Below are 23,724 nucleotides of genomic sequence, written 5' to 3' on the forward strand. Positions count from 1 at the left end.
GTACCCGTCCCTCGCGCAGGCCCCGGCGATCGGCCGCGTCCTCGGCTCCGGCTCGGCTCCGGCTCGACTCCGGCTCGGCTCCGGAAACGCCGGAAAGTGAGACGGAATCGGGACCGGACCGCGAACTCTTCCGGTGGGGCCTGCATCCACACTCGTGACGGCGCGCAAAGCGCCCCGAACGCACATGCCGGGCGTGTGCGAGGAATCTCCTGGAGTGCTGAGGAACATGACTGATACGTCCCGCTCCACCCACCGGGCAGCCCTGCTCACGAGCGCGGTCGCCGTGCTGGGACTGCTGACAGCCTGCGGCGCCGGCGGCGACGGCACGGCGAGCAGTACGCGGACGGCGCCCGGCACGGCCACGCCGGTCACCGGCGGCCGCACCGCCGGCTCCGCGGCCGGCTCGGCGACGACCTCCCCGGACGCCGCCGCCACCGCCACGGCCGGTGCCACGGCGTCCCGGACCGCCCCCGCATCCGGGGGCCGCTGTCACACCTCCGAGCTGCGGGCGACCGTCGGCCCCAACGACCCCGGCGCCGGGCAGGAGCACTTCCCGGTCGTCCTGACCAACGCCTCCTCCCGCACCTGCACCGTGCGCGGCTATCCGGGCGCCGCGTTCGTCGACGCGTCGGGGCATCAGCTCGGCCCGGACCCGAAGCGCTCGCCGGGCACGCCGACGACCGTGACGCTCGCCCCGGGCGGAAGCGCGTGGGCGGGGCTGTCCTTCTCCAACCCCGACGTCAGCGGCGCCGACCCGGCCACTCCCGCGTCCCTGGTGGTCACCCCGCCGGACGAGCTGGACTCCCTCACCGTGACGTGGACGGGCGGCCAGGTCCCGGTGTCCGGCAACTCCTCCACGGTGTACCTGACGGTGCTCCGCCCCGGCAGCGGCGTCTGAGCGGCGGGCCCGACTGGATCCGACGGAGCCGGGCGGGGGCCGGGGGACCGACCCGGGGGACCCCCGGGTCCCGAGTCACCGGGGGTCCAGGGGTCCGGGGGTCCCGTGGTCCGCGGGGTCCGGGGACCCACGGGGTCCGTGGGGACCCGGGGGGCCGGGGGGTCCGTGGGAACCCGGGGGGTCCGTGGGAACCCGGGGGGTCCGTGGGAACCCGGGGGGTCCGTGGGAACCCGGGGGGCCGGAGTCCGTGGAGGTCCGGGGGGTCCGGGGGAATCCGCTCACCGTGGCCTGTTTTGATGGATGCACCCGCACCGCCCGCCCGAAGGACCCGCCCTGAACACCCCGCTCGCCGAGATCCTGTCCGTCACCCTGCTCGTCGCCGTGCTGGCCTTCGCCGTACTGCGTCCCAAGGGGCTGCCCGAGGCCGCGGCGGCCGTCCCGGCCGCCGGGCTGGCCGTCGTCACGGGAGCGATCTCGCTGGGGCACGCCCGGGCCGAGGCCGAGCGGCTGGGGCCCGTCGTCGGCTTCCTCGCGGCGGTGCTGGTGCTGGCCCACTTCTGCGACGTGGAGGGACTGTTCCGGGCGTGCGGGGCGTGGACGGCGCGCCACGCCGCCGGGTCGCCCCGGCGGCTGCTGGTGGCGGTGTTCGCGCTGGCGTCGGCGATCACGGCCGTGCTCAGCCTGGACGCCACGGTGGTGCTGCTGACGCCGGTGGTGTTCGCCACCGCGGCCCGGGCCGGCGTGCGCGCCAAACCGCACCTCTACGCGTGCGCGCACCTGTCGAACACCGCCTCGCTGCTGCTGCCGGTGTCGAACCTGACCAACCTGCTGGCCTTCGCGGCCAGCGGGCTGAGCTTCACCCGCTTCGCGGCGCTGATGGCGCTGCCGTGGCTGGTGGCGATCGGCGCGGAGTACCTGGTCCTGCGTCGCTTCTTCGCCGTCGACCTGATCGCGCCCGCCCGCTCGCCCGAGCCCGGTGAAACGCCCCGGCTGCCGCTGTTCGCGCTGGTCACCGTGGGCTGCACGCTGGCCGGGTTCGTCGTGGCCTCGGCGGCCGGCGTCGAGCCGGCGTGGGTCGCGCTGGCGGGAGCGCTGGTGCTGGCCGGCCGCGCGGTCGTGCGGCGGCGGGCCACGCCGCTGTCGGTGGTGCGGGCGGCGGCCCCGGCGTTCCTGGCGTTCGTCCTCGCGCTCGGGATCGTGGTGCGAGCGGTGGTCGACAACGGGCTCGCCGCGGCGCTCGGCGGTCTGCTGCCTCACGGTTCGGGGCTGCCCGCGCTGCTGGGCATCGCGGCGCTGGCCGCCGTACTGGCGAACCTGATCAACAACCTGCCGGCGGTACTGGTCCTGCTGCCGCTGACCGCCACGGCCGGGCCGGGTGCGGTCCTCGCGGTGCTGCTCGGGGTGAACATCGGGCCGAACCTGACGTACGCGGGATCGCTCGCGACACTGCTGTGGCGGCGCGTCGCGCGCCGGCACGGCCATGAGGCGGAGCTGGGCGAGTTCACCCGGCTCGGCCTGCTCACCGTGCCGGCCGCGCTCGTCCCGGCGGTGGCGGCGCTGTGGCTGTCGCTGCGGGTCGCCGGAACCTGACCGGGCCGGTCAGTGACGGCCTCCGCCGCCTCCGTATCCCCCGCCGGAGCCCCAGCCGCCCCGCCCGTCCCGGACGGGGGCGGACGGCGACGCCGCGGACGACGGCTGCGCGGTCGTCGGCGAGGCGGACGGCGTGGTGGACGGCGTAGGCGTGGGGGCGGGCGCCGTGGACGTGCGGGGGGTGGGCGTGCGCACCGGCCCGGGGCTGCCGTCGGCGTCCCAGTTGACGGCCTCCATCTGCAGGTCGGTCTTGGAGGTGTCGAACGCCCAGCGCTGCACGTCGCTGTCGTCCCGGCTCTTGACGACCAGGGCGCCCGACCCGTCGGTGGCGGCGGGGGTCAGTGCCAGGTCCTGGTCCCAGCGCGGCACCAGCGTCCCGCGCAGCGTGAAGTCGTAGCGGATGTTCCTGCCGCTCTCCGCGGATTCGCCCGTGCACGGCGTCAGCTGCACCGAGTAGCCGAGGCGGGAGTCGAGGCACAGGCCGGGGTCGGCGCCGCTGCGCAGCAGTCCGTCGGTCGCGTACGACCACTGCTGGCCGGGCGCCGAGGAGCACTTGGCCAGTTCCGTCTCGGCGCCCGCGACGGTCTTCGCGCCGACGACGGCGACGCACAGCCCCGAGCCGATGTTGTGCAGGCGGCCGCGCACGGTGCCGTCGGCGGACGAGCCCGCGCCCGCCCAGGACGGGGCTCCGGTCGCGCTCTTGCCCCCGGTGCCGGGGCTCTGGGAGGGCCGGACGCCGCCGGACGGGGCGGTGCCGTCCCAGGAGCCGAGGACGGACCACAGGACCAGCGGGAGGACGACCAGCCCGCTGACCGTCACGACGGCGGCGGCGAGGTTGCGGCGGCGGGCGGCCGCGCGCCGGGCGGCCCGGCGCGTCGCCCGGCGGGCGGCGGCCCGCCTGCCGGCGCGGGGGCCGGTCGACGGACCGGGCCGCGCGGGCGGCGCGGACGGTGCCGGCGGCGGCGCCGGCGGTGCGGGCACTGCGGGCTCCGCCGAGGTGAAGGACTCGCCCGGGAACACCGGGGGCCGGGACTCCTCGGCGGCGGCGTCGCGCTCGTCGCGTTCGGCCCAGAACTCGACATAGCCCCGTGCGCCCCAGCCGAGCACCGCCTCGGCCAGCGCCAGGCCGAGCCCCTCCTCGAACCGGCTCAGCTGGTCGGCGGTGTCACGGCAGTGCGTGCAGCGGCTCAGGTGGCCGGCGAGGTCGGGGTCGATGTGGACCCCGCCGCGCCGGTAGGTCACGTCGAGCATCCGCAGATAGCTCCGGCACTCCTGCTCCGGCGCGAGTTCGCGGTGGACCTGGAGGCACTCCTCGCGCAGCCGCTCGCGCGCCCGGGCCAGTTCGACGTCGGCCCGCTCGACGTCCAGGCCGAGCAGCCGGGCGGGCACGTCGATGGGCTCCGACTCGACCTCCGTGTGCCACACCAGGCAGCGCGCCGGCTGGGGCAGCCGCTGGAACGCCTCGGACAGCAGCCGCCGGTGGGGCGGCGGCAGCAGGCGGGCCGCCAGGCGTTCGTCCTCGCCCTCCGCGGAGCGCAGGTCCGGATGGAGCATCTCGCGTCGGCCGTCGCCGTCCCACTCGGCGGCGATCCGGCCCACGGTGAGCAGAAGCGCGGGCCGCCAGGCGGAGGTCGGTCCGTTCTGCCGCAGGGATTCGCCGAAAAGTCTGGTGAACGCGGCGGACGTGAGCATTCCCGCGTTGCGGGCGCCGTCGGTGCACAACCGGGCATAGGCGAACGCCGCTTCCCAGTGCCGGTCGAGGAGTTCACCCACGGGTTGAAGCGCGGGTGTCGTACCCGTCCACTTCTTGAGTTCGGTGCTCAGTTGTTCGTCCGTCGCTTCGAACTCGCGCACGACTGCGGGGGAATTCGACAGACCGACGTCTTTCACGGCTGCATTCCTCTCGAGGGCGTGCGGCATCGAGTGCATACCACACGGCACGGGAGCCGCCGACACCGCGACTGCTCCGCACATACGGGATTCGGCTTCTCGAACGCACGCCTGCAAAAGCTCTCTTGAAGCGGAAGGCGAACGCGGGAGCGGCCTCGCGCGCACAGGGGAACGGCTGCCGTCCGTGCGCCGACAGAACACACCTTTGCACAGCTCAGCAATATGTAACAAGAGAGCGCATGCTTTTGCGCTCCGGGCGCCCCCGCCGGCATTCAACAAAGTGTCGACAAGCAGGTCCGTGTCAGTGTCCGGTGATCGGATACGGGGTGTACGGCTGGGAAAGTCCCGTCAACTCGGCATGGTCCGCTCCGAGTTCGACCGGCGCCACGCGTCCTGGGTCCGCTCCGCCCCCACGCCCGGTCCTTCTTGACCCGCCGCCGGCATCCGCGCTTTGATCGTCCGCGTGCCGTGGTGCGGCACGCAGAGGTACGCCCAGCCGGTAGCGGACGAGCTCCAAGTCCGGCCCGAGTCGCCAGGATTGCCGCCCCGCGCGGGTCCGAGGCGGGGTCGTACCCGCGATCGTGGGAGCGGACATGCCCACCGTGGGTGTCTTGCGCGCCGGAGGGGCCGGGACGGCCGTCGGCGCTTGTTTCCTTCTTCTCGCCGGGCTGACGGGGTGCGGCTCCGGCGGGGAGGCCGAGGACGCGGCGGTCCGCCTCCCGCCGCGCCACGCCGGCTTCGACTACCAGATCGGCGGCGCCTATCCCCCGCCGTCCGGCGTGCGGATCGTCACCCGGGACCGTACGGCGTCCCCCGCGCCCGGCCTGTACAACATCTGTTACGTCAACGCCTTCCAGGCCCAGCCCGGGGAGCGCGGGGCCTGGCCAGCCGATCTGCTGCTGCGGGACGGCCGCGGCAGGGTGGTCGTCGACCGGGACTGGGACGAGGCGCTGCTGGACATCCGCACGGCGGCCAAGCGCCGGCGGGTGGCCGCGCGGATCAACCGGTTCGTCGACGGCTGCGCCGACAAGGGTTTCGACGCGGTGGAGCCGGACAACTACGACAGCTACACCCGCTCCCGCCACCTGCTGACGGCGAACGACGCCACCGCCTTCATCGCCCTGCTGTCACGGCACGCGCACGCCAGGGGCCTGGCGATCGCGCAGAAGAACACGGTGGAGCTGGCCGGGGTGCGCAAGCAGGCCGGGCTGGACTTCGCGGTGGCGGAGGAGTGCGGCGCCCAGGACGAGTGCGGCGCCTACGCGCGCGCCTTCGACGACCGGGTGGTGGTCGTCGAGTACACCGACAGCGGGCTGCGCAAGGCCCTCGCGGGCTTCGGCGGCCGGCTGAGCATCGTGCGCCGGGACGTGGAGGTGTCCACGCCGGGCAGCGCCGGCTACGTCCGCGAGGTGCGGTGAGAACGGGTCCCGGGCGCCGCCGTCACCCCCGCTCGACCAGGTCCAGGGCCTGCTCCCAGCCGAACTCCGGCCGCACGCCGTCCCGGTCCGGCTCGCCGGAGTACGGTTCGCCGAACCGGACGCCCATGGCGCGCAGCCGGATCAGGCTGTCCTGATAGGCGGGGTGGGCGGCCAACGCGTCGGACACGCAGGGCAGTACGGCGACGGGGACGCCCAGCCCGTAGGTCTCGCAGAGGGTGGCGACGGCGAGGGTGTCGGCGAGGCCCGCCGCCCACTTGTTGACGGTGTTGAAGGTGGCGGGTGCGACCACGACCGCGTCCGGCGACGGGAAGGGGCGCGGATCGCCGGGGGTGCGCCAGGCGGAGCGGATGGGGCGGCCCGTGAGGGTCTCGACGTCCGCCGTGTCGAAGAAGCCGTTCATCGCGACCGGCGTCGCGATCACCCCGACCTCCCAGCCCCGTCGCTGCGCGGCGGCGATCAGCCCGCCGACGCCGGCGGCGATCCCGGCGGCGCAGACGACGACGTAGAGGAAGGGCTTCTCGTCCGGCTTCGCGTCCTGTTCGATCACCCCGGAACCCTACTGAAGCGGGAAGGACGTCCCGCGCTCGGCCTCGGACCGCGGGCCGCGGATGCGGCGCTGCTCCTCCGCGATGGGCACGTCGTCGATGCTCGCCTCGCGCCGGGTCATCAGGCCGTGCTGGTCGAACTCCCACAGTTCGTTGCCGTAGGAGCGCCACCAGCGGCCGTCGGCGTCCCGGGACTCGTACTGGAAGCGGACGGCGATGCGGTTGCCGTCGAACGCCCAGAGGTCCTTGCGCAGCGCGTAGTCCCGTTCGCGCTCCCACTTGCGGGTCAGGAACTCGATGATCCGGGCACGGCCGGTGAGGAAGGTGCCGCGGTTGCGCCACACCGAGTCCTCCGAGTAGGCGAGCGCGACCCGGTGCGGGTCACGGGTGTTCCAGGCGTCCTCGGCGGCCTGGACCTTCTGAGCGGCGGTCTCGCGGGTGAACGGGGGCAGGGGCGGCCGGTCGGCCATGGGGCTCTCCTCCTCGGCGGGCGACGGAGCGGAGAACGCTCGTTCTCACGCCTGGCTGCTACCGTAGGAGAACGCTCGTTCTCACGTCAAGGAGAGGTCGTACGGACATGGCCGTCATGGACAGCGCAGCCGCCCGGGAGCAGGCGCTGGACGCCGCGGAGAGACTCTTCTACGGGCGGGGCGTGCAGTGCGTCGGCATGGACGAGATACGCGGCGCCTGCGGCCTGTCGCTGAAGCGGCTCTACCAGCTCTTCCCGGCGAAGGAGCAACTGGTCGAGGCGTATCTGGAGCGGCGCGACGAGCGCTGGCGCGGCCGGCTGGCCGCGTACGTCGAGCGCCACGAGGACCCCGAGGAACGGATCCTGGCGGTCTTCGACTGGCTCCACGAGTGGTTCGGCGAGGACGGCTTCCGCGGCTGCGCGTGGATCAACTCCTACGGCGAACTGGGCGCCACCTCACCCCGGGTGGCCGCCCAGGTCCGCGCGCACAAGCGGGCGTTCCGCGCCTACCTGGCCGGGCTGGTGGCGGACGCCGGGCTGCCCGGCACGCTCGCCGGCCAGCTGTTCCTGCTGGCCGAGGGCGCCATGGTGACCGCCGGCATCACGGGCAGCGCGCGGCCCGCGCGGGAGGCGCGCGAGACGGCACGCCTGCTGCTGCGGGCCCGCTGAACTCAGTCTCCGGACACGGTGACGGCGCCCACCGGGCAGGCCCGCGCCGCCTCCCGCACCATCGGGTCGCCGCCGCCGTCCTCGCGCCCCGGCCGGAGGGCGCTGAGCCCGTCGTCGTCCTGGGTGAACACCTCCGGGGCGGCCAGGGCGCACTGGCCCGCGCCGATGCAGAGGTCCCTGTCGATGTCGATGCGCATGGCCTCAGCCCCTCACCAGGTCACGGGGAGCTCCAGCATCCCCTGGATGGTGTCGCCGGGCTTGAAGGGGATCTCCTCCGGCGGGGCGGCCAGGCTCAGGCCGGGCAGCCGGGCCAGCAGGGCGCCGAAGGCGATCTCCATCTCCGCGCGGGCCAGGTTCTGGCCGAGGCACTGGTGGATGCCGAAGCCGAACGCGATGTGGTGGCGGGCCGGGCGGTGGAAGTCGAGGACGTCGGGATCGCCGTAGACGTCCTCGTCGCGGTTGACGATCGTGGTCGAGAAGAGCACCGCGTCACCCGCCCGGATGGTCGTCCCGGCCACCTCGATGTCCCGCGTCGCCAGGCGCGCCAGCGTGTCGGCGATCGACAGCAGGCGCAGCAGCTCCTCCACCGCGGCGGGCAGCAGCCCGGGGTCCGCGCGCAGCTCGGCCAGCCGCCGCGGGTGCCGCAGCAGCGTGAACGTGCCGAGGGAGATCATGTTTGCGGTCGTCTCATGGCCGGCGACCAGCAGGACGGTGGCCAGTGAGACGACGTCCTCGCGGTCCATCTCCCCCTCGCGCAACCGCTGGTGGACGAGTTCGTCGAGCACGCCGTCGCCGGGCCGCGCCTGTTGCAGCTTGTGGTCGATCAACTCCTCGAAGTACGCGTCCAGTTGGTCACGCGCGTCCGCTATGTCGGCGGACGTCGGGCCGCGCAGCAGCCGCCGTGACTGACCCTCGAAGAACTCGTGGTCGGCGTAGGGCACTCCGAGCAGCGCGCAGATCGTCATGGACGGAACCGGGATCGCGAAGGCGTTCACCAGTTCGGCGGGCGGCCCCTGGGCGACCAGGGCGTCGATCCGTTCGTCGACGATCCGCTGGATGCGCGGGCGCAATGCGGCGGCCCGCCGGAGCGTGAAGTCCGGGATCATCCTGCGCCGCTGGGTGCGGTGTTCCGGGTCGTCGACGCCGAGCAGCGCGATCCTCCGCTTCCTGGCGGCCGCGAAACGCTCGGTGGGGGACGGGAAGTCGGGGTGGGTGCGTTCCGCCGACAGGCGCTGGTCGGACAGGAGTTCGCGGGCGAGCGCGTGCCCTGTCACCAGCCAGGCCGGCCGGCCGTCGTAGAGTGTGACCCGGGCCAGCGGGCGTGCGGCGCGCAGGGGCTCGTAGGCGGCGGGCGGGTGGTAGGGACAGGTCCGGTCCTGGGGAAAGACGACGGGTTCCGTTTCCGTCATGGAAGACCTCGCAGACGATGGGCGCGTCGTGCAGGGCCCTCATTAGATGCCCCGGGCATCCAAGGGGCCACGAGAAGTTCGGCCAGATCACCGGCGCTCGCATTCTGGCCGGGTATCGCCGGTCGCCCCGTCGCGTCCGCGCGCCCGTCGGCGGTGCGTCGGGGAGAATCAACAAGAACGAAAGGCGACGAATGGATTAATCGGGACAAATAGCAGTAACCCAGGATAAACACCGCATGCACCGGTGTCGAGACCGGTGCGAGTCAGCCGTACGACCGGACGATGGGACGGATGCCATGCCTCTTGAGGGCGAGTACGAACCCAGCCCGACACAGTGGGTGCGCGAGCAGGTGGAGCTGTACGAGAGCTCCGGCGGCACCGAGGGAACGACTCTGCTCGACACCGGACTGCCCGTGATCGTGCTCACCACCCGCGGCGCCAGGAGCGGCAAGATCCGCAAGACGCCGCTGATGCGCGTGGAGCACCGGGGGCGCTACGCCGCGGTCGCCTCGATGGGCGGCGCGCCCACGCATCCGGTCTGGTACCACAACGTCACGCAGGACCCGCACGTGGAGCTCCAGGACGGGCCGGTGAAGCGCGACATGGTCGCCCGTGAGGTCCACGGCGCGGAGAAGGCCGAGTGGTGGGAGCGGGCCGTGGCGGCCTTCCCGCCGTACGCCGACTACCAGCGGAAGACCGAACGTGAGATCCCGGTGTTCGTGCTGGAACCGGCCGACGGGTGACGTGCGCGGTCCCCGCGGAAGAATCTTCCGCGGGGACCGTATATATCCCGCACCACCGGGCACGTGGCTGTCAGGGCCCGCCGCGTTCCCCCGTCGCGGCGGGGCTTTCGCGTGCCTCCTGCGCCGTCCGGTCGGTGATGTCGAGGAAGATCTGGTCGGCCTCCGCCACGGCCCGCGCGAGGGAGCGCTTGATCCGCACGGCGACCTCCTCCACCCGCTCGCTGTCCAGACCGGGCATCAGGTCGACGCGGGCCGCCACCAAGGCCGTGTCGAGTCCCGTCTTCATCGTGAACAGCGCCTCCACGCTGTCGATTTCGGGCTCCGCCTCCAGCAGGGCCCGCATACGGTCCGCCGTCTCGGGGTCGGCGGCCTCCCCGATCAGCTGGTCGCGTGCCTCCCGGCCCAGGTGGTAGGCGACGAGGACGAGCAGCGCACCGATGGCGAACGAGGCGGACGCCTCCCACACGACCTGCCCGGTCACCATGTGCAGCGCCATGCCCACGGCGGCCAGCGTCACGCCGAGCACCGCCGTGCCGTCCTCGGCGACCACGGTGCGCAGCGCCGGGTCGCGCAGACCGCTCTCGCCGCCCTGCCGCCGCACCTGGTGCAGGGCCCGCAGCAGGGAGACGCCCTCGGCCACGAAGGCGACCCCCAGCACGATCAGTCCGGCCACATATCCGCTCAGCTTCTCCTCGGCGCCGTTGTGCAGCGCCTCGAAGCCCTGGAAGACGGAGAAGCAGCCGCCCATCACGAAGATCCCGACGGCCGCGAGGAGCGACCAGAAGAACCGCTCCTTGCCGTAGCCGAAGGGGTGGCGCTCGTCGGCCGGGCGGCGGCTGCGCCGCAGCGCGGCCAGCAGGAAGACCTCGTTCAGGCTGTCGGCCACCGAGTGCGCCGCCTCCGACAGCAGGGCCGGTGATCCGGCCAGCAGTCCCCCCACGGCTTTGGCTACGGCGATCACCAGGTTCGCCACCAGCGCCACCAGTACGGTGACGCGTGTCCGACGGTCTGCCTTCTTGTCCGATGATGTCGCGCTCACCTTCGCCGACTGCCCCGCTCCGCGCCGCGCATACCGGCCGGGAGGCACGATTCGGGAAACCGCGGCGAACTTCGGAGAAGTTCGGGGAAACTCAGGGAACTACGGGGAACTACGGGAAAGACGACCGTCAGGAGCACGGGCGTCACGAGGAGGCATTCATGGCAGGCGACGGCAACAGCGCCTACGGCAGCAAGCCGTTCAAACGGTCCCGGAGCCACTTCGCCGACCGGATCACGGCCGACGGCCGGGACGGCTGGCCGGTGCAGGCGGGACGCTACCGGCTGGTGGTGAGCCGGGCCTGCCCGTGGGCGAGCCGGGCGCTGGTCTCGCGGCGCCTGCTCGGCCTGGAGAAGGCGCTCTCGCTCGCCGTCGTGGACCCGATCCAGGACGACCGGAGCTGGCGCTTCACCCTGGACCCGGACGGGCGCGACCCGGTCCTCGGCATCCGCTTCCTGAGCGAGGCCTACGACCGGCGGGAGACCGGATACCCGGGCGGTGTGAGCGTGCCCGCGATCGTTGACGTGACCGACGGGACGCTGGTGACCAACGACTACCAGCAGATCACCCTCGACCTCGCCACCGAGTGGACGGCCCTGCACCGCGAGGGAGCGCCCGACCTGTACCCGCGGGACCGACGCGACGAGATCGACGCGGTCATGGCGGACGTCTACGAGGACGTCAACGACGGCGTGTACCGAGCGGGCTTCGCAACCGGCCAGGAAGAATACGAGGCGGCGTGCGCCGGCGTCTTCAGACGCCTGGAGGCGCTGGCGGACCGGCTGGCCCGGCAGCGCTACCTGGTCGGCGACACGATCACCGAGGCGGACATCCGGCTGTTCACCACCCTGGTCCGTTTCGACGCCGTCTACCACGGTCACTTCAAGTGCAACCGCTGGAAGCTGTCGGAGAACCCGGTGCTGTGGGCGTACACCCGCGACCTCTACCAGACCCCCGGTTTCGGCGACACCGTCGACTTCGACCACATCAAGCGGGCTTACCACCAGGTGCACACCGGCATCAACCCGACCGGGATCGTGCCCCTGGGGCCGGACCTGTCCGGCTGGCTCGCCCCGCATCACCGGGAGGAACTCGGCGGCCGGCCGTTCGGCGACGGTACCCCACCGGGCCCCGTGCCGGCCGACGAGGAGGTTCCGGCACGGGGACGGCCCTGAACCACGGCAAGGACCTGGCCCACGACGAGGACCTGGCCCACGGCAAGGCCCTGAACCACCGGCAAGGCCCTGGCCCACGACTAGGAGAGACACGTGGCCAAGAAGAAGAAGCTCAAACTGCCCCTCGCCTACAAGCCGCTCGGCTTCGCCCTGGGCTGGGCGAGCGGCGCCCTCGCGGGGGTCGCCTTCCGCAAGGTGTGGATGGCGGTCCGGCACGAGGAGGACGCGCCCGACGCACTGGACCGCGACCGGGGCTGGGGAGAGGTGCTGCTCGCCGCCGCGGTCCAGGGCGCCCTCTTCGCCGTGGTGCGCAGCGCCGCCGACCGCGCGGGCGCCAAGGCCGTCGAACGCTCGACCGGCGTCTGGCCGGCCACCGACAAGGGCGGCCGGGACTGAGCGGCCGGGACTGAGCGGAGCCTCCCCCCGCGCCGCGGGCCGTACGTGCCCGCGGCTCGGGGCCCGTCGCGCAAGTGGCGCCTGCCGCGACGACGACGCCTCCGCGACAGGCCTCAGCCCTGCTTCGGCGCGGTCGACGGGACGCGCCGCAGGGTGAAGGTGTGGCCGGCCGGATCGGCGTAGCCGCGCTCCTCGAACGGGCCGGACGCGTCCCGCGTCTCCAGCGGGCGGCCGCCGAGCTCGACGACCTTGCGCTCGACCGTGTCCAGATCCTCCACCACGAAGTCGAGATGGGCCTGGAGGGAGTTCTCCGGGCGCGGCCAGCTCGGCGGTGTCGCGTTGACGTCGCGGCGGAACGCGATCCGGAAGCCGTCGGCGCTCCTGATCTCCACCCGGTTGGCGGTCGCGTCCGTCTGCTCGCCCGCCAGAAGCTCCTGGTAGAACACGGCGAGCCGCTCGGGTTCGGCGCAGTCGAGCACCACGACGCCCGCTTTCACCAGTGCCATGTCTCCTCCGAAAGGGTTCGGGGCGCGGGCCTTCGCTGTCCCGCCGCCGGTACCTTGCGGATATCCCGGCGCGGTTGATTCAGTCGGCGGTCAACCGCCCTCCGTCGCAGGGCAGTTCGCGCCCCTCCCGTTCGCCGGCCTCGCGCACCCGCTCTTCCCACCTGCGGAAAGGGCGGGAGTCTACGCAACTCACGAGGCTCGGGCAGTAACGAACATCACCGCCAGGTAACGTGTTGATCATTTACGGGTTGGGCAGCCTGGTACCGCTTGTCGGTTCAACTTTCTTATCCCGAACCCCAGTTCGAGCGTACGGGCGGTCACGTGACCCTCCGCGCGCACGGCCGGGGGCACTTCTCGGACACGACCGGCCAACCGACCACGGTCGGTCGATTCCGCTGCCAGAAACACAGTTCGAAGGGAAACCGGTGTGAAACCTCGAGTCGTTGGTGCTGTTCCGAAGGCGTCCGCCGACAGCTTGCTCCCGGCGCAGTCAAGCGCCCAGCTCCAGCCCGCGGAGGCGGGGAACGCCCTGGCCCGACTCTTGGTGAACCACGTCAATGGGAGCACGGAGCAGTTCCAGAGGCTCCAGAACGCCGCTCAGCAGCGGCTGGACGCATTCGGAGCCCCCCGGTACGGCACCACGCTGCATGTGGAGGGAGCCCTCCGTCTGGCGCCGGGCGCGTTCCTGCCGCCCGACGAGGAGGGTCAGGCCAGGCTGAGACACCTCGACGCGGGCCTGCGCATGATCGAAGCGGCCTTCCCCGAAGTCAGCACCGATGTCGAGCTCTGCCGAGTGACCTCCACGATGCTGGAGGGGGCCTGGAGGAGCCGGGCACTCACCCCGCCGCGCGAGCAGGAGCAGACAGCCGTCTGCGCCTGCCCGCTGTGCAGTCGGCTGCCCACGCCCCCCGCCCGCACGCTGGACGACTACGGCTGGCGGCAGAGCGCCGGCCGTCCCCTCACCGTCAAGACCTGGCCGTACCGCCGGGAACTCGACAGCGTCCTGACCGGTGGATGGTCCTGGACCCGGCAGATGAACGACCTCGAACGAGACCTCGGCCACCGCCACCGCTTCGAGGACGACATCCTCGTCTTCCACGAATACAAGCGCGTGATCGACACCATCGACACCACGCGCCTCACCCAGCTCGTCGAAGGCCGCCTGGCCGAGAGTTTCAGCACCAACAGCGCACGGGCCCTGGTCTGCGGGCTCTTCGCAGCCCACAAGCGATCCGTCGACGAGTACTGGCTCCAGCAGCACGACACGGGCAACGTCACGCTTCCGCAGAGCAACCCGCTCGGCCAGAGCACCTACTCACTCCTGCAGATGCTGGACTGCCTGTTCTGGCACGTCTCGCCCGACACGGAACTCTGGCAGGAAGAACACCTCGCCTCCCTGCTGCTGTGCCGCGTCATCGACGACATGGCGGACGTACGAGCCGACGCCCTCACCGGCGAGATAAGCAACTTCTGGCTCGCCGACATGCCGACCCACACCAAGGCCCTCTACGCCGCCTGCGCCATAGCCCTGGTCAAGTACGGCTGCATGCCCGAGGCGCATCCCCCGATGTGGAACACCTGGCTGATGACCACCACCATCGTCTGGATGGGGCTCACGGGCCGCCACGCCCTGTGGTTCGACGGCATCACCCAGGGCCTCCCCCCGGCCGACGGGTGCCCGCTCTGCGACCTGCAGCCCAACTCGTGCGCCGGCATCCTCACCCACGGCACCACCCTCACCATCGCGCCGCGGCCCGCCGCACCCGCACTGAGCCCCCGGACCGCCGAGCTGTCCGCGCGCTGCCGAGCCCAACACCCCCGGGCATGGCCCCTCTTCGACACCGAACTGCACGCCTTCGAAGCAGTGCACGGTCCCTGGTACGGCAACATCGACAGCACCTGGGAGATCCTGCGCCGCACCTACATCGCCGCCGTGGAGGCATCCATGGCCGCACCGTCCCCGGCCCGCGCTCGTCATGTCCAGGAGGACGCCGGCGCAGTCGGAGCCGAAAGGTTCCACGCCCTGCACGACCCGCAGACCGGGAGGGAAGACACCACACTGCTCGCTTACATGTTCGGCTGCGCCCACCCGCACTTCCTCTGGAACGCCACGGGATACCGTCCCTCGGGCGTCGCGGGCGACTGGCTCGACGGCTGACGCCTCGCTGCCGTTTGACTGCTGAGCATGTGAGCCGGCGTCTGCCGCGCCCCGAAACGACGCTGCCCGGCCGGTCACCGGCCGGGCAGCGGTCCCATGATGTGGCCTAGACGGCGAACTCGACCGGCAGGCTGTCCAGTCGGGACTCCCACGTGGAGGCGGTCGAGCTGAGCTCCTCCGGCGGTACGGCCAGTCGCAGCCCCGTCAGCCGGTGCAGCAGGACGTCCACCGCGATCTCGATGATGGACTGGCCGATGCTCTGCCCGGGGCACTCGTGCGGACCGGAACTGAAGGCCAGGTGCGACTGGTTGCCCTGGAGCGCGACGCCGTCGGCGGGCCGGATCTCCGGGTCGACGTTGCCGGGGGCGAGGCCGAGCAGGAGCAGGTCGCCCTCCTCGATGTGGTGCCCGCCGAGCTCCAGGTCGCTGGCGGCGAACCGCCCCGGCAGGACGGCCAGCGGCGGGGTGTCCCACATGACCTCCTCCACCACGGCCGACACGGTCAGCTGACCGCCGATCAGCGCGGACAGCCGCGCGGTGTCGGTCAGGACCAGCTCCAGCACCCGGGCCAGCAGGTTGCTGGTCGTGGTGTGCGCGGCGATCAGCACCAGGCGCAGATGGCTGACGACCTCGTCCTCGTCCAGGCCCGCCGGGTGCTCCAGCAGGGCGGTGGTGAAGTCCGAACCCGGTTCCGACCGCTTGCGCTGGGCGAGTTCGCCCAGGATCTGCATGATGCGGTCGTTGTGTACGAGGGCGTCCTCGCCGCCCTTGAAGACCTGGGCGCAGGACTCGACCAGGCGCCGGCCGTCCGCCGCGGGAAGGCCCAGGATCCGGGTGAGTACGAGCATCGGCAGGTGGTCGGCGTAGTCCGCCACCAGGTCGGCGCGTCCCGCGTCGGCGAACGCGTCGATCTGCTTGTTCGCGAAGTACGTGGCGTGCCGCCGGACACCGCGGCTCGAGGCGGCCAGGAGCCCGTCGGTGACCGCCCCGCGCAGCCTGCGGTGCGGCTCCCCGTCCTGGGAGACGCAGTCGGGCCGCCAGCCCACCATCGGCACCAGCGGCGAGGTCTCCGGGATACGGCCCTCCCGCCAGTCCCGCCAGATGCGGGCGTCCCGGCTGAACTGGCGGGGGTTGTCCAGCACCCGCCGGTTGTCCCGGTAGCCGAGCACCAGCCAGGCCGGCACGTCGCCCTCCAGCAGCACCGGCGCGACGGAACCGTGCTCCTTGCGCAGCCGCTCGTAGATGGCCTGCGGGTCGGTGGCCGCTTCCGGGCCGTACAGCCGGATGAGGTCGGCCCCGCCGTGGGCGAAGGGGCAGCCGCGGGGGGTGTCGGGACCGTTTAAGGTCTGGTCGTTCATCGGGGCTCCAGTGCTACGGCGGAGCGGTCCTTCAGGTGACGGATCAGCGCGACGAGCACGTCACGGCTGGAGGCACGGTCACGGGCGTCGCAGGACACCACCGGGGTGTGCGGGGGTATGTCCAGGGCGTCCCGTATCTCGTCGACCGGGTAGTCCTTGGAGTCCGGGAAGACGTTCAGGGCCACCACGAAGGGGACGTTCTGGCGCTCCATCTCCTCGATCGCCCGGAAGCTGGAGGCCAGGCGCCGGGTGTCGACCAGGACGACCGCGCCGAGCGCACCCTTGAACAGGCCGTTCCACAGGAACCAGAAACGCTCCTGCCCGGGGGTGCCGAACAGGTACAGCATCAGGCTGTCGTTGAGGCTGATCTTGCCGAAGTCCAGGCTGACGGTGGTCTGCGTCTTGTCGGCGACACCGATGAGGTGGTCGACGTCGGCGCTCGCCTGGGTGAGGGTCTCCTCGGTGGTCAGCGGCTTGATGTCGCTGACCGAGCGGACCATCGTGGTCTTCCCGGTGCCGAAGCCGCCGGCGATCATCACCTTCACCGAACGGGTGCCCCCGGCGTCCGGTCGGCCGGGGTGGTCAAAGCCTTTGAAGTCCACTGAGTACCTCCTCAAGGAGCGCGAGGTCGGGCCCGCGGCCGACGGCGTGCGCCGGGATGGGGTCGCGGGCTTCGACGCGGCCTGCCTCGAGCAGATCGGCCAGCAGCACCGCGAGAATGTTGAAGGGCAAACCGAGGTGGGCGCCGAGTTCGGCGACCGACAGCGGATCGCGGCAGCGCCGGAGTATCTCCTCGTGCTCGTGCTGCATGCCCGGTACGGGGGCGGTGCGGGAGACGATGAGGGTCGCCACGTCGAGGCTCGACGCCGAACCGCCCGGTCCGCTACGTCCTCGGGTGAGGACGTAGTAGCGCTCGAGACCGGACGGGTCCGTGGGCCGGCGGGGAGCACTCATCCAGAGTGCTCCTCCAGGCGCGGAGTGGTGCCGAGGAGCTCACCCATCCGGCGGGCCAGATCCCTCATCTGGTGTCCGAGGAGGCCCTGGTCGAGGCCCTCCCTCGCGAGGACGCCCAGATACGTCTCCACACCGGCGCGTACGACGAAGAGGTGCCCGCCGTCGACCTCGATCATGGCCAGCCGCAGTTGCCCCGCGTACTTGGGGAACTGCTCGGCGACCGGCTGGGCCAGTGCCTGCAGGCCGGCCACGACGGCGGCGAAGCGGTCGACGTCGTCGGGGTCGTCGGCGCCAAAAGAGGTGATGGCCTTGCCGTCGCTGGAGGCCACGAGGGCGAAGCGGATCTCCGGGATGGACTCCACGAGATCACGGAGCGCCCAGCTCACGTCGGTTCCCTGTTGCGTCATGTGGACTAGTCGCTCTCTTCAGTGCGGTGCTCGGTGGACTCGCGTCCGGCGGTCGGCCCTTCGCCGGCCTCGGCGGACTCGCGTCCTGCGGTGGCGAAGGCGGCGAGGCCGGCGAAGGACGCGTCCGGCGGAACGGCGGCGACGTCGACGTCGTCGGTCCGTTCGGCGCGCTGGACCGACTGCGCCTGTGCGTCGTTCCGCCTGCTGCGGCGACGGGGCAGTCCGCCGGGCGTGGTCTCCACGGCCTCGGCGGTCGCCGCCGCGGCCGTGACGCCGGCCGCCTCCGGGGACGGCGCGGCCGTGGCGGACTGCGCGGGCTGGACGGCCGGAGCGGGGGTGGCCGTGACGGCCGCCGACAGCGGGCTGAAGTACTTGTGCGGGACCACGACCACTACCGACGTGCCGAGCCAGGGCGAGTCCGCGAAGGTGACGCGGACGCCGTAGCGGCGGGCGAGGGCGCCGACGACACGCAGACCGATGGTGGCGTCCTCGGAGATGCCGCCGAGTCCCGGCCCCTCCCCGGTGCCGGCGAGGGCCTGTTCGGCCTCGCGCCGCTTCTCCTCGCTCAGGCCCTTGCCCGAGTCCTGGATCTCGATGCCGACACCGTTCGGCACCTCCTTGCCGGACACGACGACCGGCTCGGTGGGCGGCGAGTAGCGGGCCGCGTTGTCCAGGAGGTGGGCGAAGATCAGGGTGAGGTGGTCGACCAGGCCGCCGTCGACGCCGAGTTCGGGCAGATGACGCACCTCGACCCGGTGGAAGTCCTTGATCCGGCCGATGCCGCCGCGCACCACGCTCAGCAGCCGCTGCGGCTCCTGCCACTGCCTGCCCGGCCGGTCGGATCCGCCCAGCACGCCGATGCTGGCGGCGAGACAGTCGGCGGGGCCGATCTCCTGGTCGAGCTCCATCAGACCACGGGCCACCGAGGGCAGCCGGCCGTGCTCGCCCTGCATCTCGTGCAGCCGGCCGCGCAGCTTGCTGGTCAGCACGTGGATACGGTTGCCGATGCTGATGACGGCCTGCTCGGCGGCGGTGGAGCGGTTGAACTCCTCCTCCACGCCGATGAGGGCGGTGCGCAGCACCTTGCGCAGGTCGGCCTGGAGATCGGCGCCGATCTTGGCGTGCTGGTCGCGGGCCGGCAGCAGGTCCTCGACGGCGTCGCCGGCGCGCAGCCGCCGGAGTGCCTCGGGCAGCTGCTCGACGGCGAGCCGGGAGACCGCGGCCCGCTGATCGGCCAGCCGCTCCTTCCACGCCTCGGCCTGCTCGGCGAGCTGCGCCTCGTAGGACTGGGCCTGTTCGGCGAGGCGTGCCTGGTACTCCTGGGCCTGCTCGTCGAGTTGCGCCTGGTAGGCGCCGGCGCGGTCGGCGGCCTGCGCCTCCTGGGCGGCGCGCTCGGCGGCGAACTTCCGCTCCAGGCCGGCCACGTGCTGCTGCCACTGCTGCGAGTGCTCGGCCTGCGCGGCGCGGAAGGAGCCCTCCGCACGGCCCAGCTGGCTCCGGGTGCGCAGCAGCAGCCGTACGCACACGGCACTGGCGGTGGTCGCCGCCGCTCCGGCGACGGCCGCGCCGATCTGCTCGGAGCTCATGAATGTGGCGGCAACCGTCCCGCCGCCTAAAGCCAGCGGCATGAGCCACCAGCTGTACCAGGCGACAGGGGCCCGCGCCGCCGGCGGCGGAGTGGCGAGTTCCATCTGCATCCTTCGAAGCAACACGATCGAACGGGGGGGCATGCAAGGGCGTGGGGGACCGCACTCATGAGTACGCACCACGAGAAGGGCGACAGGAGGCCGCATCAACTCGTAGTGACGCAGGGGAGCTTATCGGGTAAGAACCCGAAAGGATCAAACTGGCGGTCCGACGGAAGTGAGGGTTCCGTCACTCTCGGACAGGTTCCGGCGGTCGACAAATACCTATGCGGACCTGCGGCCTTGCCGGAGAGTAACCATCAGCGCGCCCGCCTCCGACCGTCGTTGACGGGTCCTGACCGCTGCCGCCGGGGCGGTCGCGCATGGCGGTTGGCGGAGGCATATGCGCCGGTCAGCGCGCCCGGCGGGCGTGCACGGCGCCGATCCACCCCCTCGCACTTTCCTGGACACCTGCCCAGCTAGGATGGACACCTGTCCAGAAAAAGGAGTCCGGTGTGGAGACGCTCGCGCATGTGCTGGTCGGTCTGGTGGCCGCGCTGCACGCATACATCCTGGTGATGGAGATGTTCCTGTGGCAGCGCAAGCCCGGCCGGGCGCTGCACGGGTTCGGCCCCGAAATGGCACGGGCGACCGCTCCGCTCGCCGCCAACCAGGGGCTTTACAACGGTTTCCTCGCCGCCGGGCTGGTCTGGGGGCTGATCGCCGCGGATCCGACCGGATTCCGCGCCCAGGTCTTCTTCCTGTGCTGCGTCGTGGTCGCCGGCGTCTTCGGCGCCGCCACGGCCAACCGCCGCATCCTGGTCGCCCAGGCCCTGCCCGGAGCCCTGGCCCTGGCCGCCGTGCTCGTCGCGGGATGACCCGCCCCACGCCTCAGGACCCACGCGCGGCGCGTACCCGGGCGCGGCTGCGGGCGGCCCTGCTGGCGGAATGCGCCGAGCGGCCGCTGGCCGACGTGGGCGTGGCCGCGCTGGTGCGCCGGGCGGGCGTCGGACGGGCCACGTTCTACCTCCATTACGCCGACCTGGAGGCACTGGCCGTGGACGCCTGCGCGGACGTCGTACGGGAGGCGGTGGAGGCGCTGCACTCCTGGCGGGGCAGGCCCGACCCGGTGCACGCGCCGCCCGCGCTGGGCGAGTTCTTCGCCTCGCTCGCCCCGCTCGCCGGCCTGTACCGGACGCTGCTCAGCCCGGGCGGCGGCGGCCCGCTCGGCCACGTGCTGCACCGGGACCTGCGGGCCTACAGTCTGCGCGAACGGGAACTGGCGGGCGCCGCGGACGCCCCGCTGGTCGCCTCCGCGGTGGCCGCCACCTTCGCCGGGGTGCTGGCCGACTGGCTGCACGGGCTGCTGGCGGCCGACGCCGGAGAGATCGCCGACCAGGTGTGGCAGCTGCTCGTCGCGCTGCACGCCAGTCGCTGACGGCTCATTTGCAGCCCGTGTCCGGCTTGACGAGGGGCCAGGCCTCGACGCCCCGGGAGGTGCGCACGTACACCCGGGACGGATCGTCCGTCAGCCACAACTGCCGCTCGCGCAGGCGGTATCCGGTGTCGTGGGCGCCGGCGGGCAACGGTACGTCACCGTCGTACGGGGAGGTGAGCATCCCCCGCGGCAGCACCCGGTCCGGGTCCCGGGCGTACGTCCTGCCGTCCTCGCCCTGTCCCAGCGACAGGAAGTGGGCCTTCTGCCAGTCGCAGTGGGCGGCGCCGGCGGAGCTGCTGAGCCGTGCGACCGGCACCCGCTCGCCGTCGCCGTCGGTCCAGACCTCGTACTCCTGGGTGTCGGTGAAGCTCGCCGGCAGTTCGGCCGGATCGCAGGAGGCACTGGTCTCGGGTCCCCAGCCGGGCCTGCCGGGCCGGTCCTCGGCGACCACGACGGCGACCTTGGTCCTGCCGTCCACGTCGAACGAGTACAGCACGCGGCCCTTCTCCCGGCGCTCCACGCGGTAGCCGTGGCGGGGGACGCCGGGCTGGTCCATGTCGAAGTAGGCCCGCAGGCCCTCCTCCGGCGTCGTTCCTCCGTCGCCCCGTCCCCACGGGTCCGCGGCGCCGCCCGAGTAGATCTCCCCGTCGCACTCCAGCGCCCGGCCTGCGGCGCCCGCCCGGCCGGGCAGGCCGCGCGCGCCCTCCCCGTCGGGCCGCTCGGCGGGCAGGTGCAGCGGTCCGCCGTACGGCGTCGCCGGCGGGGTGCCGTCGACGACGAGATCCGGCCGGTCATCACCGCACGCCACGGCCGCCGACGCGACCAGCACCGCCACCGTCACGAGCCCCGCTCGCATCCCCACTCCAGTGTCCTTTCGCCGCTGCATGCTCCTACGACGCGGCGGCCGGACGGAACGTTCGCGGCGGGCCGGAACGTCCACGGCGGAGCGGGACGCGGGGCAGCGCGGCTATCGCGGGGCCGCCTGGAAGGTCCGCCGGTAGGCCTGCGGGGAGACCCCGATCGCGGCGTGCAGGTGCTGGCGCAGGGAGGCGCCGGTGGCGAAGCCGACGCGGCCGGCGATCTGGTCGACGGACAGGTCGCTGGACTCCAGCAGATGGCGGGCGCGGGCGACGCGCTGCTGGATGAGCCAGCGGCCTGGGCTGAGGCCGACCTCGTCGTGGAAGCGGCGGGCGAAGGTACGCAGGCTCATCCGGGCGTGGCCGGCCAGCTCGGTCAGGGTGAGCGGCCGGTCGAGGTTCTCCAGCGCCCACGCCCGGGTGGCGGCCGTGCCGGTGGCGTCGCCGGCGGGGACCGGCTGCTCGATGTACTGGGCCTGGCCGCCGTCCCGGAACGGCGGCACCACGCAGTTGCGGGCCACCGAGTTGGCCAGTTCGCTGCCGTGGTCGCTGCGCACCACGTGCAGGCACACGTCGACGCCGGAGGCGGCTCCGGCAGAGGTGAGGATGCGGCCGTCTTGGACGAAGAGGACGTCCGGGTCGAGGTCGATGTGCGGGTACCGGCGCCGGAACAGATCGGCGAGCCGCCAGTGCGTGGTGGCCTTCCGGCCGTCGAGGAGCCCTGCCGCGGCGAGCAGGAAGGCGGCCGTGCAGATCGAGACGATGCGGGCGTCGGGGCGGATCCGCGCGAGTGCGGCGGCCACCTCGGCGGGCAGTTCGGCCGGGATGCACGAGGACACCACGGAGGCGATCACCACCGTGTCCGCCGTGGCCAGGGCCTCCGGGCCGTGCTCGACGGTGACGGTGAAGTCGGAGGCGGTGCGCACCGGACCGCCGTCCACGGAACAGGTCAGCACCTCGTACCGGCCGTCGGCGGCGCCGAAGATGCGGCTGGGGATGCCGAGTTCGAAGGGGTACACACCGTCGAGGGCCAGAACCACGACCCGTTCCACACGCCGCATGGCACGATCCTATCGGACATTGACCATCGTGCCATTTTCCTGACGGGCGGACCCCGGCAGGCTGGTCCACCATGAGCACTGTGAGCACTGTGAGCACTGAGAACACCATGCGAGCCATCAGCCAGGACGTCCTCGGCGGTCCCGAGGTCCTGAAGAAGGTGCGGCTGCCCCGGCCCGAGCCGCGCGCGAACGAGGTGCTGGTCCGGGTGCGCGCCGCCGGCGTCAACCCGACCGACTGGAAGCACCGCGCGACCGGCGGCTTCCTCGGCGAGCCGCCCTTCGTGCTGGGCTGGGACGTGTCCGGCGTGGTCGAGGCGGTCGGCGTCGGCGTGGCCCGCTTCCGGCCCGGCGACGAGGTCTTCGGCATGCTGTCCTATCCCTACGGGCACGGATCGCACGCCGAGTACGTCACCGCTCCCGCCCGCGTCTTCGCGCACAAGCCGGCCGCCGTCGACCACGTCCAGGCGGGCGCCCTGCCGCTGGTCTCCCTGACGGCCTGGCAGGCCCTGGTCGAGACGGCGGACCTGCGGCCGGGGCAGCGGGTGCTGATCCACGCGGCGGCCGGCGGGGTGGGGCACGTGGCCACGCAGATCGCCAAGGCGCGGGGCGCGTACGTGATCGGCACGGCGAGCGCGGGCAAGCACGACTTCCTGCGCGGGATCGGCGTGGACGAGGCGATCGACTACCGGGCGACGGACTTCGCCGAGGCCGTGAAGGACGTCGACGTCGTCCTGGACACGATCGGCGGGGACACCTCCGTGCGCTCGCTGCGGGTGCTGCGTCCGGGCGGGCTCGTGGTCTCGATCCTGCCGGTGGGTTCGAACGAGTTCTACGAGGAGGCCGAGCGGCTCGGCGTCCGGGCGCTCAGGATGCTCGTCGACTCCTCGCACGGCGGTATGCGGGCGATCGCGGAACTGGTGGAGTCCGGCAGGCTGCGCGCCACCGTCGCCGAGACCTTCCCGCTGGCCGACGCCGCGCGGGCGCACGCCCTCGGCGAAACCGGACGGACCACCGGCAAGCTGGTCCTGCTCATGGACTGACCCGGAGCCCGAGCGTGGGCCGCCCCCCCCGGGGGCGGGGCCCCGCGGGGGGGGGGGCGGCC

25 protein-coding genes are annotated in these 23,724 nt (G+C 72.6%); 11 read left to right on the top strand and 14 right to left on the bottom strand.

Translation table 11 applies throughout. From position 1 onward, the window contains the following. Window positions 1-226: 226 nt before the first annotated feature. Together AB0G63_RS17380 and AB0G63_RS17385 are read left to right on the top strand one after the other, a co-directional pair. A complete protein-coding gene (locus AB0G63_RS17380) occupies window positions 227-898 on the top strand; it encodes a DUF4232 domain-containing protein (RefSeq protein WP_360750707.1) in 672 nt (223 codons plus the stop codon). A gap of 300 nt (window positions 899-1,198) precedes the next feature. Beyond that, window positions 1,199-2,488, top strand: a complete 1,290-nt coding sequence (locus AB0G63_RS17385; protein ID WP_360750709.1) for an SLC13 family permease — start codon at window positions 1,199-1,201, stop codon at window positions 2,486-2,488. A 9-nt stretch (window positions 2,489-2,497) separates the two neighbouring features. On the opposite strand, the gene AB0G63_RS17390 is transcribed toward AB0G63_RS17385, so the two are convergent. Continuing rightward, window positions 2,498-4,378: a ricin-type beta-trefoil lectin domain protein gene (locus tag AB0G63_RS17390; protein ID WP_360750711.1), complete on the bottom strand. Its 1,881-nt coding sequence runs from the start codon at window positions 4,376-4,378 to the stop codon at window positions 2,498-2,500. Between the two features lie 593 nt (window positions 4,379-4,971). Between AB0G63_RS17390 and AB0G63_RS17395 the strand changes: the two genes are divergently transcribed. After that, window positions 4,972-5,796 carry an endo alpha-1,4 polygalactosaminidase gene (locus AB0G63_RS17395; protein ID WP_360750713.1) on the top strand — a complete coding sequence of 275 codons (825 nt, stop codon included), beginning with the start codon at window positions 4,972-4,974 and terminating at the stop codon, window positions 5,794-5,796. 22 nt (window positions 5,797-5,818) lie between these two features. On the opposite strand, the gene AB0G63_RS17400 is transcribed toward AB0G63_RS17395, so the two are convergent. Next, window positions 5,819-6,364, bottom strand: a complete 546-nt coding sequence (locus tag AB0G63_RS17400) for a flavoprotein (RefSeq protein ID WP_360750715.1) — start codon at window positions 6,362-6,364, stop codon at window positions 5,819-5,821. Window positions 6,365-6,373: 9 nt separating this feature from the next. Next, window positions 6,374-6,832, bottom strand: coding sequence for a nuclear transport factor 2 family protein (locus AB0G63_RS17405; protein ID WP_360750717.1), 459 nt, complete (start codon window positions 6,830-6,832; stop codon window positions 6,374-6,376). A gap of 116 nt (window positions 6,833-6,948) precedes the next feature. Between AB0G63_RS17405 and AB0G63_RS17410 the strand changes: the two genes are divergently transcribed. Continuing rightward, window positions 6,949-7,500, top strand: a complete 552-nt coding sequence (locus AB0G63_RS17410; protein WP_360750758.1) for a TetR/AcrR family transcriptional regulator — start codon at window positions 6,949-6,951, stop codon at window positions 7,498-7,500. 2 nt (window positions 7,501-7,502) lie between these two features. Here AB0G63_RS17410 and AB0G63_RS17415 read toward each other — a convergent pair whose 3' ends face one another. Both AB0G63_RS17415 and AB0G63_RS17420 read right to left on the bottom strand, forming a co-directional pair. Next, window positions 7,503-7,697 carry a ferredoxin gene (locus AB0G63_RS17415; RefSeq protein WP_360750719.1) on the bottom strand — a complete coding sequence of 65 codons (195 nt, stop codon included), beginning with the start codon at window positions 7,695-7,697 and terminating at the stop codon, window positions 7,503-7,505. Between the two features lie 12 nt (window positions 7,698-7,709). After that, entirely contained in the window at window positions 7,710-8,909 is a 1,200-nt protein-coding gene (locus AB0G63_RS17420; protein WP_360750721.1) for a cytochrome P450, read from the bottom strand. Window positions 8,910-9,205: 296 nt separating this feature from the next. On the opposite strand from AB0G63_RS17420, the gene AB0G63_RS17425 reads away from it, so the two are divergent. Further along, a complete protein-coding gene (locus AB0G63_RS17425; protein WP_360750723.1) occupies window positions 9,206-9,652 on the top strand; it encodes a nitroreductase family deazaflavin-dependent oxidoreductase in 447 nt (148 codons plus the stop codon). A gap of 70 nt (window positions 9,653-9,722) precedes the next feature. Here AB0G63_RS17425 and AB0G63_RS17430 read toward each other — a convergent pair whose 3' ends face one another. After that, entirely contained in the window at window positions 9,723-10,691 is a 969-nt protein-coding gene (locus AB0G63_RS17430) for a cation diffusion facilitator family transporter (RefSeq protein ID WP_360750725.1), read from the bottom strand. 158 nt (window positions 10,692-10,849) lie between these two features. Between AB0G63_RS17430 and AB0G63_RS17435 the strand changes: the two genes are divergently transcribed. After that, window positions 10,850-11,863, top strand: a complete 1,014-nt coding sequence (locus AB0G63_RS17435; RefSeq protein WP_360750727.1) for a glutathione S-transferase C-terminal domain-containing protein — start codon at window positions 10,850-10,852, stop codon at window positions 11,861-11,863. Between the two features lie 93 nt (window positions 11,864-11,956). Further along, window positions 11,957-12,259: a DUF4235 domain-containing protein gene (locus AB0G63_RS17440; protein ID WP_324788166.1), complete on the top strand. Its 303-nt coding sequence runs from the start codon at window positions 11,957-11,959 to the stop codon at window positions 12,257-12,259. A gap of 113 nt (window positions 12,260-12,372) precedes the next feature. Here the strand turns inward: AB0G63_RS17440 and AB0G63_RS17445 are convergent, their stop codons facing one another. Beyond that, the gene (locus AB0G63_RS17445) at window positions 12,373-12,765 is read right to left on the bottom strand and encodes a VOC family protein (protein ID WP_360750729.1); all 393 of its coding nucleotides are present in this window, start codon (window positions 12,763-12,765) and stop codon (window positions 12,373-12,375) included. A 649-nt stretch (window positions 12,766-13,414) separates the two neighbouring features. Here AB0G63_RS17445 and AB0G63_RS17450 point away from each other — a divergent pair. Further along, window positions 13,415-14,923 (top strand): hypothetical protein, encoded by a 1,509-nt coding sequence (locus AB0G63_RS17450; RefSeq protein ID WP_360750731.1) that lies wholly within the window; start codon window positions 13,415-13,417, stop codon window positions 14,921-14,923. 106 nt (window positions 14,924-15,029) lie between these two features. Here the strand turns inward: AB0G63_RS17450 and AB0G63_RS17455 are convergent, their stop codons facing one another. Genes AB0G63_RS17455 through AB0G63_RS17475 form a run of 5 tightly spaced genes read right to left on the bottom strand, consistent with a single transcriptional unit; the run spans window position 15,030 to window position 19,332 of the window. Next, the gene (locus tag AB0G63_RS17455) at window positions 15,030-16,280 is read right to left on the bottom strand and encodes a cytochrome P450 (protein ID WP_360750733.1); all 1,251 of its coding nucleotides are present in this window, start codon (window positions 16,278-16,280) and stop codon (window positions 15,030-15,032) included. Further along, window positions 16,277-16,882, bottom strand: coding sequence for an ATP/GTP-binding protein (locus tag AB0G63_RS17460; RefSeq protein WP_324788162.1), 606 nt, complete (start codon window positions 16,880-16,882; stop codon window positions 16,277-16,279). Before AB0G63_RS17460 ends, AB0G63_RS17455 begins: the two co-directional genes overlap by 4 nt. Then, the gene (locus tag AB0G63_RS17465; RefSeq protein ID WP_324788161.1) at window positions 16,863-17,234 is read right to left on the bottom strand and encodes a DUF742 domain-containing protein; all 372 of its coding nucleotides are present in this window, start codon (window positions 17,232-17,234) and stop codon (window positions 16,863-16,865) included. The genes AB0G63_RS17460 and AB0G63_RS17465 overlap by 20 nt, the downstream gene beginning before the upstream one ends. Beyond that, window positions 17,231-17,641, bottom strand: coding sequence for a roadblock/LC7 domain-containing protein (locus AB0G63_RS17470; RefSeq protein ID WP_360750736.1), 411 nt, complete (start codon window positions 17,639-17,641; stop codon window positions 17,231-17,233). Before AB0G63_RS17470 ends, AB0G63_RS17465 begins: the two co-directional genes overlap by 4 nt. A gap of 5 nt (window positions 17,642-17,646) precedes the next feature. Beyond that, on the bottom strand, window positions 17,647-19,332 hold the full coding sequence (locus tag AB0G63_RS17475) for an ATP-binding protein (protein ID WP_360750738.1): 1,686 nt from the start codon (window positions 19,330-19,332) through the stop codon (window positions 17,647-17,649). 449 nt (window positions 19,333-19,781) lie between these two features. Here AB0G63_RS17475 and AB0G63_RS17480 point away from each other — a divergent pair, with 449 nt between their 5' ends. Both AB0G63_RS17480 and AB0G63_RS17485 read left to right on the top strand, forming a co-directional pair. Next, complete coding sequence (locus tag AB0G63_RS17480) at window positions 19,782-20,144, top strand: DUF1304 domain-containing protein (protein ID WP_360750740.1); 363 nt, start codon at window positions 19,782-19,784, stop codon at window positions 20,142-20,144. Further along, window positions 20,141-20,704 (top strand): TetR/AcrR family transcriptional regulator, encoded by a 564-nt coding sequence (locus AB0G63_RS17485; RefSeq protein WP_351891180.1) that lies wholly within the window; start codon window positions 20,141-20,143, stop codon window positions 20,702-20,704. The genes AB0G63_RS17480 and AB0G63_RS17485 overlap by 4 nt, the downstream gene beginning before the upstream one ends. Before the next feature lie 4 nt (window positions 20,705-20,708). On the opposite strand, the gene AB0G63_RS17490 is transcribed toward AB0G63_RS17485, so the two are convergent. Beyond that, window positions 20,709-21,560: a hypothetical protein gene (locus AB0G63_RS17490; protein WP_360750742.1), complete on the bottom strand. Its 852-nt coding sequence runs from the start codon at window positions 21,558-21,560 to the stop codon at window positions 20,709-20,711. Window positions 21,561-21,671: 111 nt separating this feature from the next. Next, window positions 21,672-22,622 (bottom strand): helix-turn-helix domain-containing protein, encoded by a 951-nt coding sequence (locus AB0G63_RS17495; RefSeq protein ID WP_360750744.1) that lies wholly within the window; start codon window positions 22,620-22,622, stop codon window positions 21,672-21,674. Window positions 22,623-22,693: 71 nt separating this feature from the next. Between AB0G63_RS17495 and AB0G63_RS17500 the strand changes: the two genes are divergently transcribed. Continuing rightward, on the top strand, window positions 22,694-23,662 hold the full coding sequence (locus tag AB0G63_RS17500; protein ID WP_360750746.1) for an NADP-dependent oxidoreductase: 969 nt from the start codon (window positions 22,694-22,696) through the stop codon (window positions 23,660-23,662). The last annotated feature ends 62 nt before the right edge of the window (window positions 23,663-23,724 follow it).

The sequence above is a fragment of the Streptomyces sp. NPDC020996 genome (assembly GCF_040641355.1).
In the GTDB taxonomy this organism is placed as follows: domain Bacteria; phylum Actinomycetota; class Actinomycetes; order Streptomycetales; family Streptomycetaceae; genus Streptomyces.

Bases quoted from the DNA above. Each gene is read 5' to 3' on its own strand.
- AB0G63_RS17380 (WP_360750707.1), top strand. From the start codon at position 227: ATGACTGATACGTCCCGCTCCACCCACCGGGCAGCCCTGCTCACGAGC.
- AB0G63_RS17385 (WP_360750709.1), top strand. From the start codon at position 1,199: ATGCACCCGCACCGCCCGCCCGAAGGACCCGCCCTGAACACCCCGCTC.
- AB0G63_RS17395 (WP_360750713.1), top strand. From the start codon at position 4,972: ATGCCCACCGTGGGTGTCTTGCGCGCCGGAGGGGCCGGGACGGCCGTC.
- AB0G63_RS17405 (WP_360750717.1), bottom strand. From the start codon at position 6,832: ATGGCCGACCGGCCGCCCCTGCCCCCGTTCACCCGCGAGACCGCCGCT.
- AB0G63_RS17410 (WP_360750758.1), top strand. From the start codon at position 6,949: ATGGACAGCGCAGCCGCCCGGGAGCAGGCGCTGGACGCCGCGGAGAGA.
- AB0G63_RS17415 (WP_360750719.1), bottom strand. From the start codon at position 7,697: ATGCGCATCGACATCGACAGGGACCTCTGCATCGGCGCGGGCCAGTGC.
- AB0G63_RS17420 (WP_360750721.1), bottom strand. From the start codon at position 8,909: ATGACGGAAACGGAACCCGTCGTCTTTCCCCAGGACCGGACCTGTCCC.
- AB0G63_RS17425 (WP_360750723.1), top strand. From the start codon at position 9,206: ATGCCTCTTGAGGGCGAGTACGAACCCAGCCCGACACAGTGGGTGCGC.
- AB0G63_RS17435 (WP_360750727.1), top strand. From the start codon at position 10,850: ATGGCAGGCGACGGCAACAGCGCCTACGGCAGCAAGCCGTTCAAACGG.
- AB0G63_RS17445 (WP_360750729.1), bottom strand. From the start codon at position 12,765: ATGGCACTGGTGAAAGCGGGCGTCGTGGTGCTCGACTGCGCCGAACCC.
- AB0G63_RS17455 (WP_360750733.1), bottom strand. From the start codon at position 16,280: ATGAACGACCAGACCTTAAACGGTCCCGACACCCCCCGCGGCTGCCCC.
- AB0G63_RS17465 (WP_324788161.1), bottom strand. From the start codon at position 17,234: ATGAGTGCTCCCCGCCGGCCCACGGACCCGTCCGGTCTCGAGCGCTAC.
- AB0G63_RS17470 (WP_360750736.1), bottom strand. From the start codon at position 17,641: ATGACGCAACAGGGAACCGACGTGAGCTGGGCGCTCCGTGATCTCGTG.
- AB0G63_RS17475 (WP_360750738.1), bottom strand. From the start codon at position 19,332: ATGGAACTCGCCACTCCGCCGCCGGCGGCGCGGGCCCCTGTCGCCTGG.
- AB0G63_RS17485 (WP_351891180.1), top strand. From the start codon at position 20,141: ATGACCCGCCCCACGCCTCAGGACCCACGCGCGGCGCGTACCCGGGCG.
- AB0G63_RS17490 (WP_360750742.1), bottom strand. From the start codon at position 21,560: ATGCGAGCGGGGCTCGTGACGGTGGCGGTGCTGGTCGCGTCGGCGGCC.
- AB0G63_RS17495 (WP_360750744.1), bottom strand. From the start codon at position 22,622: ATGCGGCGTGTGGAACGGGTCGTGGTTCTGGCCCTCGACGGTGTGTAC.
- AB0G63_RS17500 (WP_360750746.1), top strand. From the start codon at position 22,694: ATGAGCACTGTGAGCACTGTGAGCACTGAGAACACCATGCGAGCCATC.